We start from the raw sequence: 18,504 nt of genomic DNA, 5'->3' as shown, positions 1-18,504 counted from the left end.
CCGGAGTGCTATTAACAAATATAGTAAAAAGAGTTCCTGTTCGCTTAGTCTAAGAGTTAATTAGTAGGAATAGATGAGAAAAGAAAAAGCCTCTTCATAAAAATGAAAAGGCTTTTATATTTTTTAAACACACATATTAATGATGCATTTCTTCTTCTCCTTCTTGTAATGGGGTAATTTGAGAGACAAAATCTTGTCCTGCAATTACATACTCACCATTTTCATTTGTCTTACTATAATCATAAGGCCATCTATGTACACTAGGAATTTCTCCTGGCCAGTTACCATGCATATGTTCCACTGGTGTAGTCCATTCTAAAGTATTAGATTTCCATGGATTCTGAACCGCTTTCTTTCCGTAGAAAATAGAACTGATAAAGTTATATAAGAATACCAATTGTCCTGCTGCTGCAATAAAAGCAAAGATTGTAATCAATACATTAGTATCTGTTAAATCATCAAAGTATGGGAAATTAGAATTCGTATAATAACGTCTTGGTAATCCTGCCATTCCAACAAAGTGCATTGGGAAGAATACTCCATATGCTCCGATAGCAGTTACCCAAAAATGCACATATCCCAAATTCTTATTCATCATCTTACCAAACATCTTAGGGAACCAATGATATACTCCTGCAAATAATCCGTATAGTGCAGAAATACCCATTACCAGGTGAAAATGCGCTACTACAAAATAAGTATCATGAACGTTAATATCTAATGTACTATCTCCAAGAATAATCCCTGTAAGACCTCCTGTAATAAATGTAGACACTAATCCTATCGAGAATAACATTGCGGGATTAAATTGCAAGTTACCTTTCCATAGTGTAGTAATATAATTAAATGCTTTTACTGCAGATGGAATTGCAATTAGTAAAGTTGTAAATGTAAATACAGAACCTAAGAAAGGATTCATCCCAGATACAAACATATGGTGACCCCAAACAATTGTAGATAAAAACGCAATTGCCAAAATAGAAGCAACCATCGCACGATATCCAAATATAGGTTTACGGGCATTTGTAGCAATAATTTCTGAAGTAATCCCTAAAGCAGGTAGTAATACAATATATACCTCTGGGTGTCCTAAGAACCAGAATAAGTGCTCAAAAAGAACCGGCGAACCTCCTTGGTTATGCAGTACTTCTCCTTGTATATAAATATCACTTAGGTAGAAAGAAGTACCAAAACTTCTATCCATAATTAACAACAATGCTGCTGATAATAATACTGGGAACGAAACAATACCAATAATAGCCGTTACAAAAAACGCCCAAATTGTCAAGGGTAAACGAGTCATTGACATTCCTTTGGTTCGTAAGTTGATTACCGTTACTACATAGTTCAAAGAACCAAGTAAAGAAGAAGCAATAAATATCGCCATAGACACTAACCATAGTGTCATTCCTGTTCCAGAACCTCCTATAGCCTGTGGTAATGCACTTAACGGAGGATAAATTGTCCATCCTGCTGATGCTGGTCCTGCCTCTGCAAATAATGATAATACCATAATAACACTACTTAAAAAGAATAACCAGTATGATATCATATTTAAGAATCCAGAAGCCATATCACGAGCTCCAATTTGCAATGGAATAAGAAGGTTACTAAATGTACCACTCAACCCCGCTGTTAATACAAAAAATACCATTATAGTACCATGTATTGTCACCAAAGCCAGGTATATTCCCGGATCCATAACTCCATCTTCACCAAATTTACCTAATAAAATTTCATAAATGGTAAACTGGTGATCTGGCCATGCCAATTGCATTCTAAATAATAAAGACATTGCAATACCAATGATACCCATAATCAAACCAGTAATCAAGTACTGCTTAGAGATCATTTTATGATCCTGACTAAAAATATATTTGGTAATAAATGTTTCTTTATGATGATGTCCGTGATCATGAGCGTGGTCTTCTGCGTGATCGTGTACGTTTGCTATTGCTGACATATCCTTAATTCTGTTTAATATGATATATTAATTTTCTTCTTTCTTAGTTGCTCGCTTGAGCTGATAATTGCTCTCCAAAGGTAGGCTGTGTTTTTAACCATGCCTCATAATCTTCTTCGGATTCTACTATAATCTTCATTTGCATATTATAATGTGATACTCCACATATTTTATTACACAATAGATAGTATTCGAATGCATATTCGTCTAGAGCTTCATCTCCCGCAGCTACTAATTTCTTGCTTTTTTCTTTTCTTATCTTATTGATTGTAGCTACTTTTTCTACCATAAACTCACTGCCTCTCATTTTTTCAGAAGTAATAGTTGGTGTATAAGCAAATTCTGTGATCATACCTGGTACTACATTCATCTGTGCTCTAAAAAATGGCATGTAAGCCGAATGCAATACATCTTGAGAACGCATTTTAAAAATAACCTTTCTATTTACAGGCAAATGTAACTCATTAGTTATTTTATCATCCTTTCCGTAGCTATCAGAAACATCAAGTCCTAAGGTATTAATACCTTCTATAAAACGAACATTAGCATTACCCAATTCGTTATCCTCTCCGGAATATCGCGCACGCCAATCAAATTGGTATGCGTATAACTCAACAATTAATGGATCTCCATCTTCTTCATCAATATTCATGATATCAGTCCATGTAAATAGTCCATATATAATTAATCCTGCAAGTACAATAACTGGAATAATAGTCCAGATAAATTCTAATTTATCATTATCTGCAAAGAATAATGCTTTATTTTCTTTCTTACCTCTATATTTATACGAAAAGAAATGCAACAATCCTTGTGTAAGAATCTGTACGATCATGATTAATACCATTGAGATCAACATCAGCCTATCGTAATCAATACCATGCTCTGAAGCAGATTCAGGAAGGAAATATGATCTATATTGAGTAAAACAATATAACATCAACAAATAAAGAAATATCACAAAACCAAGCATCAGCTTACCTTGCAAATTATTGTCTTTATCATTTGCTACTTGAGAATTATCCGTTTTAGTTTGAGACAATTTCAATATTTTTGACATTTGCCACAACGTGATTCCAAAAAGCGCTATAACTACTATGGTTAAGAATACAGTCATTTTTATCTATCTTCTTTTTTTACAATTCAAATTTTAATAATGGAAATGTTTACTTTCCTCTATATAAGGGTTTCCTTTGGGTAATAATGGAGCTTTTGTTAATGCTCTAAACACTACGAACAAAAATAGTCCTAAAAACAATAACACAGCACTTATTTCACTTATACCAATAAACCAGGATCCGCCAACTGTTGCAGGCATTACCATATTATAAACATCGATATAGTGACCACAAAGAATAACGATACCTGCCATTACAACAAACCAGTTTACTCGTTTAAAATCACTGTTCATTAATACCAATATTGGGAAAATAAAGTTCATTACTAACATCCCAAAAAATGGAAGGTTATAATCTTCTATACGAGTAATAAAATAGGTTACCTCTTCTGGTATATTAGAATACCATATCAACATAAACTGAGAGAACCAAAGGTATGTCCAGAAAATACTGATACCAAACATAAACTTAGCTAAATCATGAATATGACTATTATTTACAAATTCTAAATATCCTTTAGATTTTAAGTAAATACTTATTAAAGCGATCGTGGTAATACCTGAAACAAATAAACTTGCAAATACATACCATCCAAACAAAGTACTGAACCAGTGTGGGTCAAAACTCATAATCCAATCCCAAGATGCCATAGATTCTGTATAGATAAAGAACACTAAAAATCCCGCAGAAATTTTAAAACTCTTCTTGTACCATTTATTACCTGTCGCATCTTCATCTTGTTTTCTAGAATATTTTACGGCAAAATGACGATATAATAACCATCCTCCTAAAAAGAACGCAGCTCTTATAATGAACCAAGTACCATTTAACCAGCTTGCTTTACCTTGAAGAAGTGCATCATCAGCGACTACTTCAGGATCTGCCCATACAAATAGATGATTTACATGAAATCCTGATAATGCTAATATTACAAAAAGGATTATTCCTCCTGGCACTAAATATGCTGTTATGGCTTCCATTACTCTAAATAGTACTGGGGACCATCCTGATTGTGATGCAAACTGTATTGCATAAAATGCTAATACCCCAAGTGCTATCATAAAAAAGAAAAATGCTGCTACATACAATGAAGCCCAAGGCTTATTTTGTAGTTGGTGTAACACATGTTCATAATGCGCATCACCTCCATGAGCATCTTCTTCTCCATGTCCTTGGTTTTTATGACCACTCTCTGCTACTTGTGATTCACTATGACCACCTCCATGAGCGTCGTGTGCAGCCATCATTTCTTTTACCTCTTCTACAGATCCAGGTCTTTGTCCAAATCCAACAATAAGACCTACAAGACCTACAACCATAAGGATGATAGAAAATAATCTTAATCTATTTGATAGCGTATACATATCTTTATAATATCGTTATTCTTAACTTTTTTACTAGTGCACTAGTGTGCGTTACTGTGATCTTCTGTTGATTCATGCTGTTCTTCTACTTTTGTTTCTACAACAGTAGCAGTAGCACCTGTATCTATTCGAGGCGTTGTCCCTTCCAGGTCTGCCTTTAATTTTTGTACATATTGAACAATCTGCCAACGTTCATGCTCATTGGTCTGAGATGCATACGATCCCATAGAGTTGATTCCATAATACATTACATGATAAATACTTCCTTCTGTAATTGCTCTACCAATATCATCATAACTAGGAACCCCTAAAATCTTTTCTCTTTGTACCAAAGGCCCTTTTCCAGCTCCTTTTCCTCCATGGCATATTGCACAATAGATATCATACAATTCTTTTCCGGCATCTTCATTTTCTTTTGTATATCGGATAGGGTTCTTTAATGTATCCTTAGCAAGTAAGTAGCCTTCTTGTGAATTCTTAAAATCATATGGCATCCATCCTCTTGGTATTGAGCCTTCGGCAGGCAACATGGCTTCCTGACCGCCAGGAAAAATACCGTATTCACCATAAGTTTCATAACTTAACGGTTCATACATATTAGGCATAAATTGATAATTAGGTTTTGAATCTTTTTTACAAGAAACAACGCAAATCATCACTATTGCCGCTGCTAATATTTTTATAGTATTCTTCATTATTACTAATGGTTATCTTCTTCCTTATCTATTACTTTAATTTCTACTGCTCCGGTATCGCCTAAAAAGCTAGCAAGTTGATCAACATCGTGATTTCCTGCATCTACTTCCATTAAGAAATGGTCATCTGTAGTTCTTACATCTGGATTTTCGGCTTTTTTAAATGGCCATAATTTACTTCTCATATAAAAAGTAATCACCATTAAATGGGCTGCAAAAAACACTGTAAGTTCAAACATAATCGGAACAAATGCCGGCATGTTTTCGATATAGCTAAAACTAGGTTTACCACCTATGTCTTGTGGCCAATCTTCGATCATGATATAGTTCATCATCAAAATTGATACTACTAACCCAACACAACCGTACATAAAGGATGTAATCGCTAATCGTGTATGAGGTAATCCCATCGCTTTATCTAGTCCATGAACCGGAAAAGGAGTATATACCTCTTCAATATGATAATGCTCTGCACGAACTTTCTTGACAGCATCCATCAGGATGTCGTCGTCTATATATAATGCATGTATAACTTTTGATGCCATACTTCTAGTTATTTTTAAGTTTTTCTGCCTGACCAGCCCAATCATCGCGTTGTGCTCTACCAGGGAAAGATCCAGTGATATTATCTAATAAATCGTATTCAGTTTCGGTCATTTTGCTTACTTGATCAAAAGTAAATATTCCGATCTCATTAAGTTTCTTTTCCATTACTGGTCCGATACCGTTAACCTTTTTAAGGTCATCAGCAGTTTGTGTTGATGGATCAAATGTTCCTAGGTTGCCCAATAGACTATTGATATCCTCTTCACTTGCCCCTACTTTGGTTTCTGTATTTTTCTTTGCGGGTTTTTCTTTAACCACTTCAGCTTTACCCTTGGGAAGCTCATCTCTATGGTCTTTTCCTGCTTCTCTTAGTTTCTTATATTTTTCTCCAGAAGATTTCAGAATTGATTTTACTTCTGCTTGTGCTATTACAGGGAACGTACGAGAGTACAACAAGAATAGAACAAAGAAGAATCCAATTGTACCTATAAATATTCCTATATCAACAAATGTAGGAGAGAACATTGTCCATGATGATGGCAAATAATCTCTATGAAGTGATGTTACAATGATCACAAAACGCTCAAACCACATTCCTATGTTTACTACAATAGAGATAAAGAAAGAAAACATTATACTTCTTCTTAGTTTTGGGAACCACATAAACTGTGGAGAAAACACATTACATGTCATCATCGCCCAATATGCCCACCAATATGGTCCTGTTGCCCTATTAAGGAATGCATATTGTTCGTATTCAACTCCAGAATACCATGCTACAAACAGCTCTGTTATATAGGCGACACCTACAATAGAACCTGTAATCATGATTACAATATTCATCAATTCTATATGTAGAAGCGTAATATAATTTTCAAGGTTAGACACTTTTCTCATTATAATAAGAAGCGTATTCACCATAGCAAATCCTGAAAAAACCGCTCCAGCCACAAAATATGGTGGAAATATCGTAGTATGCCATCCTGGGATCACCGAAGTAGCAAAATCAAATGATACAATGGTATGTACAGAAAGTACTAATGGTGTAGCTAAACCTGCAAGTACTAAAGATACTTCTTCAAAACGTTGCCAGTCTTTTGCTCTACCACTCCACCCAAAAGATAGAAGGGCATATATTTTTTTATTAAATGGGGTTATCGCTCGGTCTCTAATCATTGCAAAATCTGGCAGTAATCCTGTCCACCAAAACACTAGCGATACAGAAAGATATGTAGAGATTGCAAATACATCCCATAATAATGGCGAGTTAAAATTCACCCATAGCGATCCAAACTGGTTTGGTATTGGTAGTACCCAATATGCCAGCCAAGGACGCCCCATGTGAATAATTGGAAATAATCCTGCTTGAATAACTGCAAAAATAGTCATCGCTTCAGCAGAACGGTTAATTGCCATTCTCCATTTCTGACGGAATAACAGTAGTACTGCTGAAATCAAGGTTCCGGCGTGACCAATACCTACCCACCAAACAAAGTTGGTGATATCCCAGGCCCATCCTACTGTTTTGTTTAATCCCCAGGTTCCTATTCCTGTAGATATTGTGTAAATAATACACCCTACCCCCCAAAGGAAAGCAATAAGTGAAATAGAAAATACAATCCACCAAGATTTATTTGCTTTTCCTTCTACCGCCGCTACAACATCCAAAGTTACATCATGGTATGTTTTATCACCGGTTACTAAAGGTTTTCTTATAGGTGCTTCGTAATGAGACATAATCCTTTATAATTGAATTGATTCTTTAATTAGTTAATTAAGCTTCCGTAGTATTTCTTACTTTGGTATGATACATAACGTTAGGCTTAGTCCCAACATGTTCAAGTAAGTGATACATACGATCATCCTCTTTAAGTTTAGCTACTTCACTATCCTTATCATTGATATCACCAAATACCATAGCACCTGATGAACAAGCTGCAGAACAAGCTGTTTGGAATTCTCCATCCTTAACTTCTCTACCATCTCGTTTTGCATCCAAAATAGTTTTTTGCGTCATTTGGATACACATAGAACATTTTTCCATAACCCCTCTGGAACGTACAGTAACATCAGGATTAAGTACCATTCTACCTAAATCGTTATTCATATAATAATCGAACTCATCATTATTATTATATAAGAACCAGTTGAATCTACGTACTTTATACGGACAGTTGTTAGCACAATATCTTGTACCTACACAACGGTTATATGCCATATGATTTTGTCCTTGTCTACCATGTGATGTAGCTGCAACCGGACATACAGTCTCGCATGGAGCGTGATTACAGTGCTGACACATTACTGGTTGGAATACTACCTGAGGGTTATCTGATGGACTTTCCATCTCACCAAACTCAGATAAAGAACTTCCTAAACCTGCAATATTATCTTTCTTCTCATTATCGCCTTCAAAACTATCTTGCGAAGAATAATAACGGTCAATACGTAACCAGTGCATATCACGAGATCTACGAACTTCTGATTTACCAACCACAGGCACATTATTCTCTGCATGACAAGCAATTACACAAGCACCACATCCTGTACAAGCATTTAAATCTATTGAAAGATTAAAATGATGTCCTACAGAACGATCAAATTCATCCCAAAGATCAACTTCCGGAGAAGTAACCGCATAAGGATTATGATCTTTACTAACCATTGGCATTATATTCCAATCCTTAGCATCTTTTGTATTGAATATTTCGAGAGTTGTTTCTTTTACAATATCCCCACGACCCATTAACGTATTATGCAATTGTACACAAGCAAACTCATGTATTCCTTCTGCAGGAGTAATCGAAACATTTTGTACTGCATTAAGGTTTTGATAAAGAGGGTAGGCATTTACACCTACTATCATATCTTTTTTAAGTCCTTTAGACTTACCATACCCTAGAGCCAATCCTACAGAACCTTTAGCTTGTCCTGGTTGAATAATTACCGGAACAACAACTTCAGTTTCTCCTACCGTTACTTTTGCATAGCTACCGTTTAGTGCTCCATTTGCAACATTTTCGTTGACTAACCCTAACTCAGCAGCATCTGCTCGAGAAACTGTTAAGTAGTTATCCCAAGATGCTCTGGTTATAGGATCGGGCATTTCTTGCAACCAAGGGTTACTAGCCTGTTGACCATCTCCTAATGCTGTTTTGGTATATAATGTAAGTTCAATCCCACTTGATTTTGTAACAGAAAGTCTTCTTGCAGCAGCACTAATATCCGGACCTGCCGAAGTTGGTACTGGAACAGCTTCTAAATCAGCCACATCTCCTTCTGGTGTTTCAAGGGCATCTACTAATTCTTGTTTTGGAAGTGTTGGTTTTACCAATACTCCATCATGCAAGGCTTGATTCCATGAAGTACCTCCAAGAATACCTGTCCATGTACTTTTTATATAATCGTGATATGTAGATGAATTACCTGTCCACTTTAATAAAGTTTCCTGAAACTGTCTTGCATCAAATAATGGTCGAATAGTTGGTTGCGTTAAACTATAGCTTCCTTTTTTCAACTCAACATCTCCCCAAGATTCTAAATAATGAGGTGTTGTTGCAATATAATCACATAACTCAGCCGTAGCATCATTATGCATACTAAAGGCAACAGATATATCAACTTTTTCAAGGCCACTTTTAAACTCATTTGCATTTGGCAATGAATACATTGGATTAACACCAGCAATTAACAAACTGCCAACTCGTCCTGCATTCATATCTTTTACCAATTGAGCTACTGCCTTAGCATCTCCTTGACGTATAGTACGTGGAGTATTTTCATTAAAGGCTTTACTATGTATTGCTTTATTAATTTCTAAAACAATTAATTGAGCATCGACATCCTGAATTCCTGTAACTACTAAAGCATTACTTCCTGCTTTCTGAATCTGCTTAGCTGCTTTAACTACTTCTGCATCCAGTTTAGAATCCAAAGCTCCTTTAGAACCAGATCCTGTTACATATTTATACAATGCAGCAAGTACTTGTTTTTGTTCAGATGGTGTAGCTTGTACCCTTCTATCAGCATTAGCTCCTGTTAAAGACATATTTGCCTCAAACTGGATATGCTTAGACATTTTTCCGTTTTTAGGTATACGTCCTTTAGCATAACTACTATCGTATCCTCCTCCTTGCCAATCTCCTAAAAAGTCAGCAGCGATACTTACTACGGTATTTGCTTTAGAAAAATCATAATCTGCAAGTGCTCTTTCTCCATACATCATTTGATATGCATCCAAAGCTTCAGTATTAGAAACAGCATCATACACTACGTGTTTAACGTTTTGATATTTTGCTTTAAATTCTGAAATCAATTTCGATGTAGATGGACTGGCATATGTTTGAGTTAACAAAACAATTTGTTTACCACTAAGACTATTTAACTTAGCCCCTACTTCTTTATCTAATACTTCCCAACTAATATCTTCGGCTCCATTTTTAGGCCCTTGAAGACGAGAACTATCATATAATGATAATACCGAAGCATGAACTCTTGCATTAGTATCGCCATTAGATGCTGCAAGATTGTTATTTTCTACTTTTATAGGTCGACCTTCTCTGGTTTTAATTAAAACACTAGCAAAATCATACCCATCTGCAATTGTAGTAGCATAATAGTTAGCAACACCAGGCACTATTCTATCTGGTTGAACTACGTAAGGTATTGATTTTTTAACAGGGCCTTCACATGCCGCCAATGAGGCAGCTGCAGTACTAAAACCTACATATTTAAGAAAATCACGACGAGAGGTCGATGAATTTTCTAATGATGACTTATCACCTAAAAACTCATCCGTAGGAATCTCCTTAACGAATTCGTTTTGTTGTAGCGTCTCAACAATAGAGCTATTTTCGTTTAGCTCTTCAACACTTTTCCAGTATTTCTTGTTTGATGACATATATAATTGATATTAGCTTCTTACTATTCTTCCGTTTACGAAAAACAATTGTTTTATTATTAATAATGACATTTACCACATTCCAGACCACCCATTTGAGCAGCTGTCAATTGGTCGACACCATATTTCTTAGAAAGTTCTTTATGAATTTTCTCGTAATATTTATTATCAGCAACTTTTACATTAGTATCTCTGTGACAGTTAATACACCATCCCATAGTAAGTGGAGCGTGCTGATACATAATTTCCATTTCTTCTACCGGACCGTGACATGTCTGGCACTCTACTCCTGCAACACTTACGTGTTGAGAGTGATTAAAGTATGCAAAATCAGGAAGGTTATGAATACGAACCCATTTCACCGGCTCTGTTTCTCCTGTATATGATTGACTATCAGCATCCCAACCTACTGCTTTATATAATTTTTGAATTTCACCATCGTAGAATTCTTTAGAGTGCTCCTCTGTTGCAGTAGCATCAGCAACCTCACTAATAGATTTATGACAGTTCATACAAACATTAAGAGAAGGAATTCCTGATGTCTTACTAACTCTAGCAGAAGAGTGGCAATATTTACACTCTATCTTATTATCACCGGCATGAATTTTATGCGAATAGTGTATTGGTTGAACAGGTTGATATCCTTGATCAACTCCTACTTGCATAAAGTATCCATACACAAAGTAACCACTAGCCAGCAACAAGAAAATAGCTGTAACTATAACCAAGAATTGGTTTTGAATAAATGCTTTCCAGATTGGAGTTCTCGCTTCTGTTTGTGGGAGCTCTACATTATTAGCTTCTGCAAAAGTTCTTAGTGTTCTATTTACCAGAAATAAAACCACCATTAACATTAGGAATACTAGCGCTAATATTGCCAAAACCACATTAGCAGAAACTCCAGATTTTTCACCACCTCCAGAAGCAGTATCACTTCCTGGTACAGGTGCTGGCGGATCAGCTTTAGGCTCCATTACATAGGCCAAAATATCATCAATGTTCCCATCTGTTAACTGTGGGAAAGCATTCATCGCTGTCTTATTATATTCTTCAAAAATTGCAACAGCCTGCGCATCACCAGAAGCGACCATAGCTGCACTATTCTTTATCCATGAATAAATCCATGCTTTGTCGTACTTGTCAGCCACTCCAAAAAGAGCAGGACCTACTGCCTTTTTATATCGCTTATGACATGCAGCACAAAGTGATTTAAACAACTCTTCTCCTTTAGCTACATCTCCTCCAGACGAAGCTTCAGTTACAGCAGCGTTATCAACAGCCGCTTCATCCTGTGCAAAGACAGGGTTAAAAAAAGTAAATAAAAAAACAGTTCCTAGGATTAGGATTTTAGAGGCTGAATTTCGGTGTTTCACCTGTTTCATATTATCAAGTAGAATTATCGTCTTAATTTTGGTATGGTTTTTTCTTTAACTTTATAAAAAGATAAAAAACCGGCACTTTTAATTCGTCGACAAAAGTACTATAATAAGTCGATTTTAGAAATGTTAGAGAACCGTTAACGGTTAATTTATAACAATTCTAAATAATATTTTTTAACAATATTGAGTTATTAAACTTTACCTTTGCATCAAAACAATTTGTAATGAGAATGTTAAACAACATAAACTATATTTTTCTGGTTGGTTTTTATCTTGTAACTACCAGCACTTTAACTGCCCAGAACACCTCAAATCCTAATCCCGAAACTTCAAATCACCCCAATTTTGTACCCGTAAATATATTACCACAACCAGAAGCGTCTGTAACCATCAATCAAGATCCAAGAATAAAAATGCTTCTTGATATAAAATCGAAAATGGAAAAGGATGGTGATTTTAGTGATCGTTATAAGATTCAATTGTATTACGGAAACCTAAACAAAGCAAATGAAATAATAAGAGCATCTAGAGATGCTTTTCCAAAGTGGAGTTCATCAATCCAATGGGAAACTCCTAATTATAAAGTATGGATGGGAAACTACCGCACGAGACTTGAAGCTGATAGAGCATTAAAAGAGGTACACACTAAATTCCCTAATGCATTCATATTTAAACCTGAAAAAAAATAAACATTTTTTCTATTTATAAAAAAAACAAAACCCGATGTTCTCACATCGGGTTTTGTTTTTTTTATAAATATTTTAAGCATTATAGTTTCTTCTTCACCGCAACCTCTTGGTATGCCTCTACTATATCACCTTCTTTAATATCATTATAGTTCTTAATCTGCAGACCACAATCATATCCTTTCGCCACTTCTTTTACGTCATCTTTAAATCTTTTTAAAGAGGCAAACTCACCAGTATACACTACAACACCTTCTCGAATCAAGCGTATGCCTGAATTTCGGAAGATTTTACCTGTAAGAACCATACACCCAGCAATTGTACCAACTTTAGAAATCTTAAATGTTTCTCTAATTTCTGCAGTTCCTGTAACTTCTTCCTTCATTACCGGAGAAAGCATTCCTTCCATCGCATCTTTAAGATCATTAATAGCATCGTAGATAATCGAATATGTTCTGATATCGATTTCTTCTTTATCAGCAACCTGTCTAGCATTACCTGCTGGCCTTACATTAAACCCAATAATAATAGCATCAGATGCAGACGCAAGTAAGACATCACTTTCTGTGATCGCCCCTACTGCTTTATGGATAATATTTACATGAATCTCTTCTGTCGATAGTTTTTGGAATGAATCTGTCAATGCTTCTACAGAACCATCAACATCTCCTTTAAGTATAATATTAAGCTCTTTAAAGTCCCCTAAAGCAATTCGACGTCCGATCTCATCCAGTGTGATATGTCGTTGTGTACGTACAGATTGCTCTCTATGTAATTGCGCACGTTTTGAGGCGATATCTTTAGCTTCACGCTCATCCTCTAATACACTAAACTTATCCCCTGCTTGTGGAGCACCATCTAATCCAAGAATTGAGACTGGAGTAGAAGGTCCTGCTTCTTTTACATTATTACCTCGCTCATCATGCATCGCTTTAATCTTACCGCTATTTTTACCAGCAAGAACATAATCTCCTATTTTAAGCGTACCTGTTTGTACCAAAATAGTAGATACATAACCACGTCCTTTATCCAAAAACGCTTCGACAACCGTACCCGAAGCTAGTCGATCTGGATTTGCTTTAAGCTCTAATATTTCTGCTTCAAGAAGTACTTTTTCAAGTAATTCTTTAACTCCTAATCCAGTTTTAGCAGAAATATCATGGGATTGGATTTTTCCTCCCCAATCTTCTACTAATAAATTCATAGAAGCCAGTTTTTCTTTTATTTTTTCAGGATTTGCCTCTTGTCTATCTACCTTATTAATTGCAAACACAATCGGAACTCCTGCTGCCTGCGCATGACTAATCGCTTCTTTGGTTTGCGGCATCACATCATCATCTGCTGCAATTACAATAATAGCTAAATCTGTTACTTGTGCACCACGAGCACGCATCGCAGTAAATGCTTCGTGACCAGGAGTATCTAAAAACGCTATTTTTTGTCCATTTTCTAACTGCACTCCATAGGCTCCGATATGCTGGGTAATCCCACCACTCTCACCGGCTATTACATTTTCTTCTCGAATATAATCAAGTAGCGATGTTTTACCGTGATCAACGTGTCCCATTACAGTTACAATAGGAGCTCTTCCTACTAAATCCTCGGGAGCATCTACAATCTCTTCTATAGATTCTTCAATATCTGCGGTTACAAAATTAACTTCATAACCAAATTCATCTGCAACAATAGAAAGTGTCTCTGCATCTAAACGCTGATTCATCGTCACCATTATCCCTAGTGACATACAAGCCGAAATAATATCAGTAGTCGGAACATTCATCATCGTAGCAACCTCAGAAGCTGTAACAAATTCTGTTACTTTAAGCACTTTACTTTCCTGTTCTTGTTGCGCTACATCATCTTCTGCTTTCTGACGGTGTTGATCCCTCTTATCTCTACGATATTTGGCCGCTTTTGATTTATTAGATTTCCCTTGTAATTTTTCAAGGGTTTCTCGCACTTGTTTTTGTACTTCTTCTTCGCTTGGCTCTTCTTTTACAATAGCAGGTCTTTTACCTTTTACCGGTCCTCTTCCTCTATTTCCTCCTCGATTACCACCAGATTGACCTCCTGGCCTACCACCACCAGATCCTTTAGCGCCACTTCCTTCTTTACTAATTCTTCGTCGGCGTTTTTTTGCTGCATCTCCAGCATTTGAAGATTTTTTATCAGATTTATCTTCTTTCTTTTTGGCTGGTTTTTTAAACTGAGTTAAGTCAATTTTCTGACCTGTAAAATTAGGGCCGTCTAATTTTTTATACTGAGTTTTAACTTTTTCTGGCTCTACAGAAACTTCAGCTTCCACTTCTGGTACTGGAGCTTCAGGCTTATCTTTACTCACAACAGGCTCTACAGGCTTTTCCTTTTTTATTTCTTTTGGCGCTTGTCGCGTTATTTTAATTCCTTTTTTCTGAGGTCTATTTGAGACTATTTCTGGAGTTTTGCTTTTTGCTTCTTCCTTTTCTTTCACCTCTTCTTGCTTAGGAGCTTCAACTGCCTTTTCTTTGGGCTTTGCAGTATCATCTTCTTGTTTTTCACCTTCTAATTCAATCTTACCAACCTGCTTAGGTCCGCTTAATTGAGCTTTGGCTTTTACAACTTCTCGAGCTTCTGCACGTTTACGCTTTTCTTCCAGCTCATTTTCGATCTGCACTCGCAACGCTTCTTTTTCTTTCTTCTTTTCTTCTCCAACTTCTTTTGAAGCCACTTTTTTACTCTTATCCGTTTGAAATTCATCAAACAAGAGCTGATAAATCTCTGAAGAAATTTTTGTAGTAGGACGCGCATCTATCTCATGACCTTTTGAGTTCAAAAAGTCAACAGCCCGATCTAGCGAGATATTGAATTCGCGTAATACTTTATTTAGTCTCATTGTTCCTGCTTCAGCCATAAATGCCTTTTATTTAATGCTCAAATATAATTAATTGTGATTATTAATCTTCAAATTCAGATTTTAATATTCTAATCACTTCGCCTACTGTCTCTTCTTCAAGGTCAGTTCGCTTTACTAAATCACTAATTTCCTGTTCTAAAATACTCTTTGCAGTATCTAAACCAATTTTAGAAAACTCTTCAATAATCCATGAGTCGATTTCATCAGAAAACTCTGTAAGCTCGACATCTTCTTCTACCCCTTCTCTAAACACATCTATCTCATAACCTGTTAGTTGCCCTGCAAGTCTAATATTATGCCCTCCTCGACCAATAGCTTTAGAAACCTCTTCTGGTCTTAGCATTACTTCTGCTCTACTAGTCTCTTCATTAATCTTTATAGAAGTTACTTTTGCAGGACTTAATGCTCTGGTAATAAATAATTGTAAATTATTTGTATAATTAATAACATCAATATTTTCATTACCTAATTCTCTTACGATACCATGTATACGAGAACCTTTCATACCAACACATGCTCCTACAGGATCAATTCTGTCATCATACGAATCTACAGCAACTTTTGCTTTTTCTCCAGGAATTCTAACTACTTTTTTAACTGTAATTAACCCATCAAATACTTCTGGTATTTCTGATTCGAACAATTTCTCTAAAAACAGAGGTGATGTTCTAGACATTATTATAGATGGTTTATTTCCTTTAAGCTCTACAGATTCAATTACCCCTCTTACATTTTCTCCTTTTCTAAAAAAATCAGAAGGTATTTGCCTATCTTTTGGTAATATAATCTCATTACCTTCATCATCCAACATGATAATCGCTCTATGACGAATATGATGAACTTCAGCTGTATAGATTTCTCCTTCTAATTCTTTAAACTGCTTATAAATATTTGTATTGTCGTGTTCATGAATTTTAGAAATCAAATTCTGGCGTAATGCCAATATAGAACGTCTCCCTAAATCTATGAGTTTAACTTCTTCTGATACGTCTTCACCCACCTCAAAATCAGGCTCTATTTTTTGTGCTTCAGTTAGTGATATCTCTTGATTACCGTCTTCAACTTCACCATCTCCAACAACAATACGGTTTCTCCAAATTTCTAAATCTCCCTTATCAGGATTTATAATGATATCGAAATTGTCATCACTACCAAACTTCTTCTTTAGAGCATTTCTAAATACATCTTCTAAGATCGACATTAAAGTAACACGATCTATAAATTTATCATCCTTGAATTCTGAAAATGATTCTATTAATGCGATATTTTCCATATCAATATATTATAATTAAAATGTTATCATAACTTTTGCTTCTACAATATTTTCATAAGCTATATTAGCCTCTTTAGTAACGGTTACTTTGCCCTTACCTACAGGCTTAGGCTCTCGTGTTTTCCATGTTAAGACAATTACATCCTCGGTCGCTGAGATCAACTCTCCTTCAATTGTTTCCTCAGTTGTTTTCACCTTAAGCTTTCTTCCTATATTCTTTTTGTACTGTCGAACGTGTTTCAAACCTTCAGAAACACCTGAAGACATTACTTGAAGAGAAAAATCTTCTTCTTCTCTATCCAAATTATGTTCTATTGCTCTGCTCACAGCTATGCAATCTTCAACCTTCACACCCTCATCCCCATCAATAATAATTTCAATACTATTATCGGGATGAATTTTACTTTCAATTAGAAATAAGGACGGATTTTCTTGAAGTGCCCCTTCTAATAATTTTTGAACTTTGTCTTTTAATGACATAAATAGATAAAAAGAGGGGACTTCTCGTCCCCTCATCCTGGTTTTTTAATTTCAACGGTGCAAAGATAGTAATAATATCTTATATACAAAATATCGTTGAGAATGAATTTATTCGTAAATTTAAGAATACTATACGAGTAGCTTCTTACTTTAACCGTATAACTACCAATACGTTCTAAATCTAGAGTAATAAACAAATAATATATTTCAAAAAAGCAATATTATGATCAAAAGCATACTAGTACCAACAGATTTTTCTAAACAAGCTGAAAACGCATTAAAAGTAGCGGCTCAAATAGCAAAAAAAAACAACGCTAAAATCTATCTGTTACATATTTTAGAACTCCCCATGCACCTTACAGACCTAATGTCTTCTGGAGCACCAGGCCCTGCTCCTGAGGCTATTTTTTTCATGAAACAAACTCATAAAAAATTTGAAGAAGTACTAAATCAGGATTATTTAAAAGGTATTGATGTCATTGAGACTGTAAATTTTGAAGATGTGCTGCATGGGATTATCAATTCGAGCACCAAAAATGAAATAGATATCATCATCATGGGATCTCATGGCTCTTCTGGTTTCGAAGAATTATTTATAGGCTCTAACGCCGAAAAAGTAGTTCGAACATCAAAAAAACCTGTATTAGTAATCAAAGACGATTGTGATATTTTTGGAATTAATGATGTTGTATATGCTACAAATTTTGATGATGAAGACAAACCATCTCTTTTAGCTGCTCACGATTTTTCTAAATCAATTCAAGCAAAACTTCATTTGGTATGGGTAAATACAGCCAATGGGTTTAAAACCACTTATCAAACCGAAGAGAAAATGAATAATATGATTTCTAATCTAGCTATAGAAAATTATAGCTTAAATATCTATAACGATATCACAGTAGAAAAAGGGATACTTAATTTTGCTGACTCTATCAATGCAGGTATGATTGGTATTAGCACTCATGGCAGAAAAGGAATATCACATTTTATTAACGGAAGCCTAGGAGAAGATGTTGTAAATCATGCAAAAAGACCTGTGCTTACTTTTAAAATTTAATATCTTCACAACATAAAAACAAAAAAGGAGCAAATTAATTTGCTCCTTTTTTTGTTGGCCTACTAGGGCTCGAACCTAGACTCTTCTGGACCAAAACCAGACGTGTTGCCAGTTACACCATAGGCCAATATGTGTTTGCGGGTGCAAATT

General features: G+C 35.5%; 13 protein-coding genes and 1 tRNA gene. 2 read left to right on the top strand and 12 right to left on the bottom strand.

Annotation, left to right across the window (positions count from 1 at the left end; translation table 11 throughout):
• Nucleotides 1-136 precede the first annotated feature (136 nt).
• Genes ATE84_RS07120 through ATE84_RS07085 form a run of 8 tightly spaced genes read right to left on the bottom strand, consistent with a single transcriptional unit; the run spans nt 137 to nt 11,968 of the window.
• Nucleotides 137-1,963, bottom strand: coding sequence for a cbb3-type cytochrome c oxidase subunit I (locus tag ATE84_RS07120; protein ID WP_101447089.1), 1,827 nt, complete (start codon nt 1,961-1,963; stop codon nt 137-139).
• Nucleotides 1,964-2,006: 43 nt separating this feature from the next.
• Nucleotides 2,007-3,080, bottom strand: coding sequence for a cytochrome c oxidase subunit II (locus ATE84_RS07115; RefSeq protein WP_101447087.1), 1,074 nt, complete (start codon nt 3,078-3,080; stop codon nt 2,007-2,009).
• 33 nt (nt 3,081-3,113) lie between these two features.
• Nucleotides 3,114-4,445, bottom strand: a complete 1,332-nt coding sequence (locus ATE84_RS07110) for a quinol:cytochrome C oxidoreductase (RefSeq protein ID WP_101447085.1) — start codon at nt 4,443-4,445, stop codon at nt 3,114-3,116.
• Between the two features lie 41 nt (nt 4,446-4,486).
• Nucleotides 4,487-5,140 carry a cytochrome c gene (locus ATE84_RS07105; RefSeq protein ID WP_101447083.1) on the bottom strand — a complete coding sequence of 218 codons (654 nt, stop codon included), beginning with the start codon at nt 5,138-5,140 and terminating at the stop codon, nt 4,487-4,489.
• Between the two features lie 5 nt (nt 5,141-5,145).
• Nucleotides 5,146-5,685, bottom strand: coding sequence for a DUF3341 domain-containing protein (locus tag ATE84_RS07100; RefSeq protein ID WP_024771639.1), 540 nt, complete (start codon nt 5,683-5,685; stop codon nt 5,146-5,148).
• 4 nt (nt 5,686-5,689) lie between these two features.
• The gene (gene nrfD / locus ATE84_RS07095; RefSeq protein ID WP_101447081.1) at nt 5,690-7,426 is read right to left on the bottom strand and encodes an NrfD/PsrC family molybdoenzyme membrane anchor subunit; all 1,737 of its coding nucleotides are present in this window, start codon (nt 7,424-7,426) and stop codon (nt 5,690-5,692) included.
• A 34-nt stretch (nt 7,427-7,460) separates the two neighbouring features.
• Nucleotides 7,461-10,586 (bottom strand): TAT-variant-translocated molybdopterin oxidoreductase, encoded by a 3,126-nt coding sequence (locus ATE84_RS07090; RefSeq protein ID WP_101447079.1) that lies wholly within the window; start codon nt 10,584-10,586, stop codon nt 7,461-7,463.
• A 59-nt stretch (nt 10,587-10,645) separates the two neighbouring features.
• On the bottom strand, nt 10,646-11,968 hold the full coding sequence (locus ATE84_RS07085) for a c-type cytochrome (RefSeq protein WP_101447077.1): 1,323 nt from the start codon (nt 11,966-11,968) through the stop codon (nt 10,646-10,648).
• A 221-nt stretch (nt 11,969-12,189) separates the two neighbouring features.
• Between ATE84_RS07085 and ATE84_RS07080 the strand changes: the two genes are divergently transcribed.
• Entirely contained in the window at nt 12,190-12,654 is a 465-nt protein-coding gene (locus ATE84_RS07080) for an SPOR domain-containing protein (protein WP_101447075.1), read from the top strand.
• A 79-nt stretch (nt 12,655-12,733) separates the two neighbouring features.
• Here ATE84_RS07080 and infB read toward each other — a convergent pair whose 3' ends face one another.
• From infB to rimP, 3 genes are read right to left on the bottom strand one after another with little or no spacing between them, the layout of a single operon-like run.
• Nucleotides 12,734-15,541, bottom strand: a complete 2,808-nt coding sequence (gene infB, locus ATE84_RS07075) for a translation initiation factor IF-2 (RefSeq protein WP_101447073.1) — start codon at nt 15,539-15,541, stop codon at nt 12,734-12,736.
• Nucleotides 15,542-15,584: 43 nt separating this feature from the next.
• Nucleotides 15,585-16,817 carry a transcription termination factor NusA gene (gene nusA, locus ATE84_RS07070; RefSeq protein WP_101447071.1) on the bottom strand — a complete coding sequence of 411 codons (1,233 nt, stop codon included), beginning with the start codon at nt 16,815-16,817 and terminating at the stop codon, nt 15,585-15,587.
• Nucleotides 16,818-16,832: 15 nt separating this feature from the next.
• Nucleotides 16,833-17,333 (bottom strand): ribosome assembly cofactor RimP, encoded by a 501-nt coding sequence (gene rimP, locus ATE84_RS07065; protein ID WP_233195760.1) that lies wholly within the window; start codon nt 17,331-17,333, stop codon nt 16,833-16,835.
• A gap of 187 nt (nt 17,334-17,520) precedes the next feature.
• On the opposite strand from rimP, the gene ATE84_RS07060 reads away from it, so the two are divergent.
• A complete protein-coding gene (locus ATE84_RS07060) occupies nt 17,521-18,354 on the top strand; it encodes a universal stress protein (protein ID WP_369828509.1) in 834 nt (277 codons plus the stop codon).
• A gap of 54 nt (nt 18,355-18,408) precedes the next feature.
• On the opposite strand, the gene ATE84_RS07055 is transcribed toward ATE84_RS07060, so the two are convergent.
• Nucleotides 18,409-18,481 (bottom strand) — tRNA-Gln (locus ATE84_RS07055).
• Between the last annotated feature and the right edge of the window lie 23 nt (nt 18,482-18,504).

It is taken from the genome of Aquimarina sp. MAR_2010_214 (assembly GCF_002846555.1).
GTDB lineage: Bacteria > Bacteroidota > Bacteroidia > Flavobacteriales > Flavobacteriaceae > Aquimarina.
Note: the sequence above shows the minus strand (reverse complement) of the source record. Positions and strands in the feature narration are given on the sequence as shown.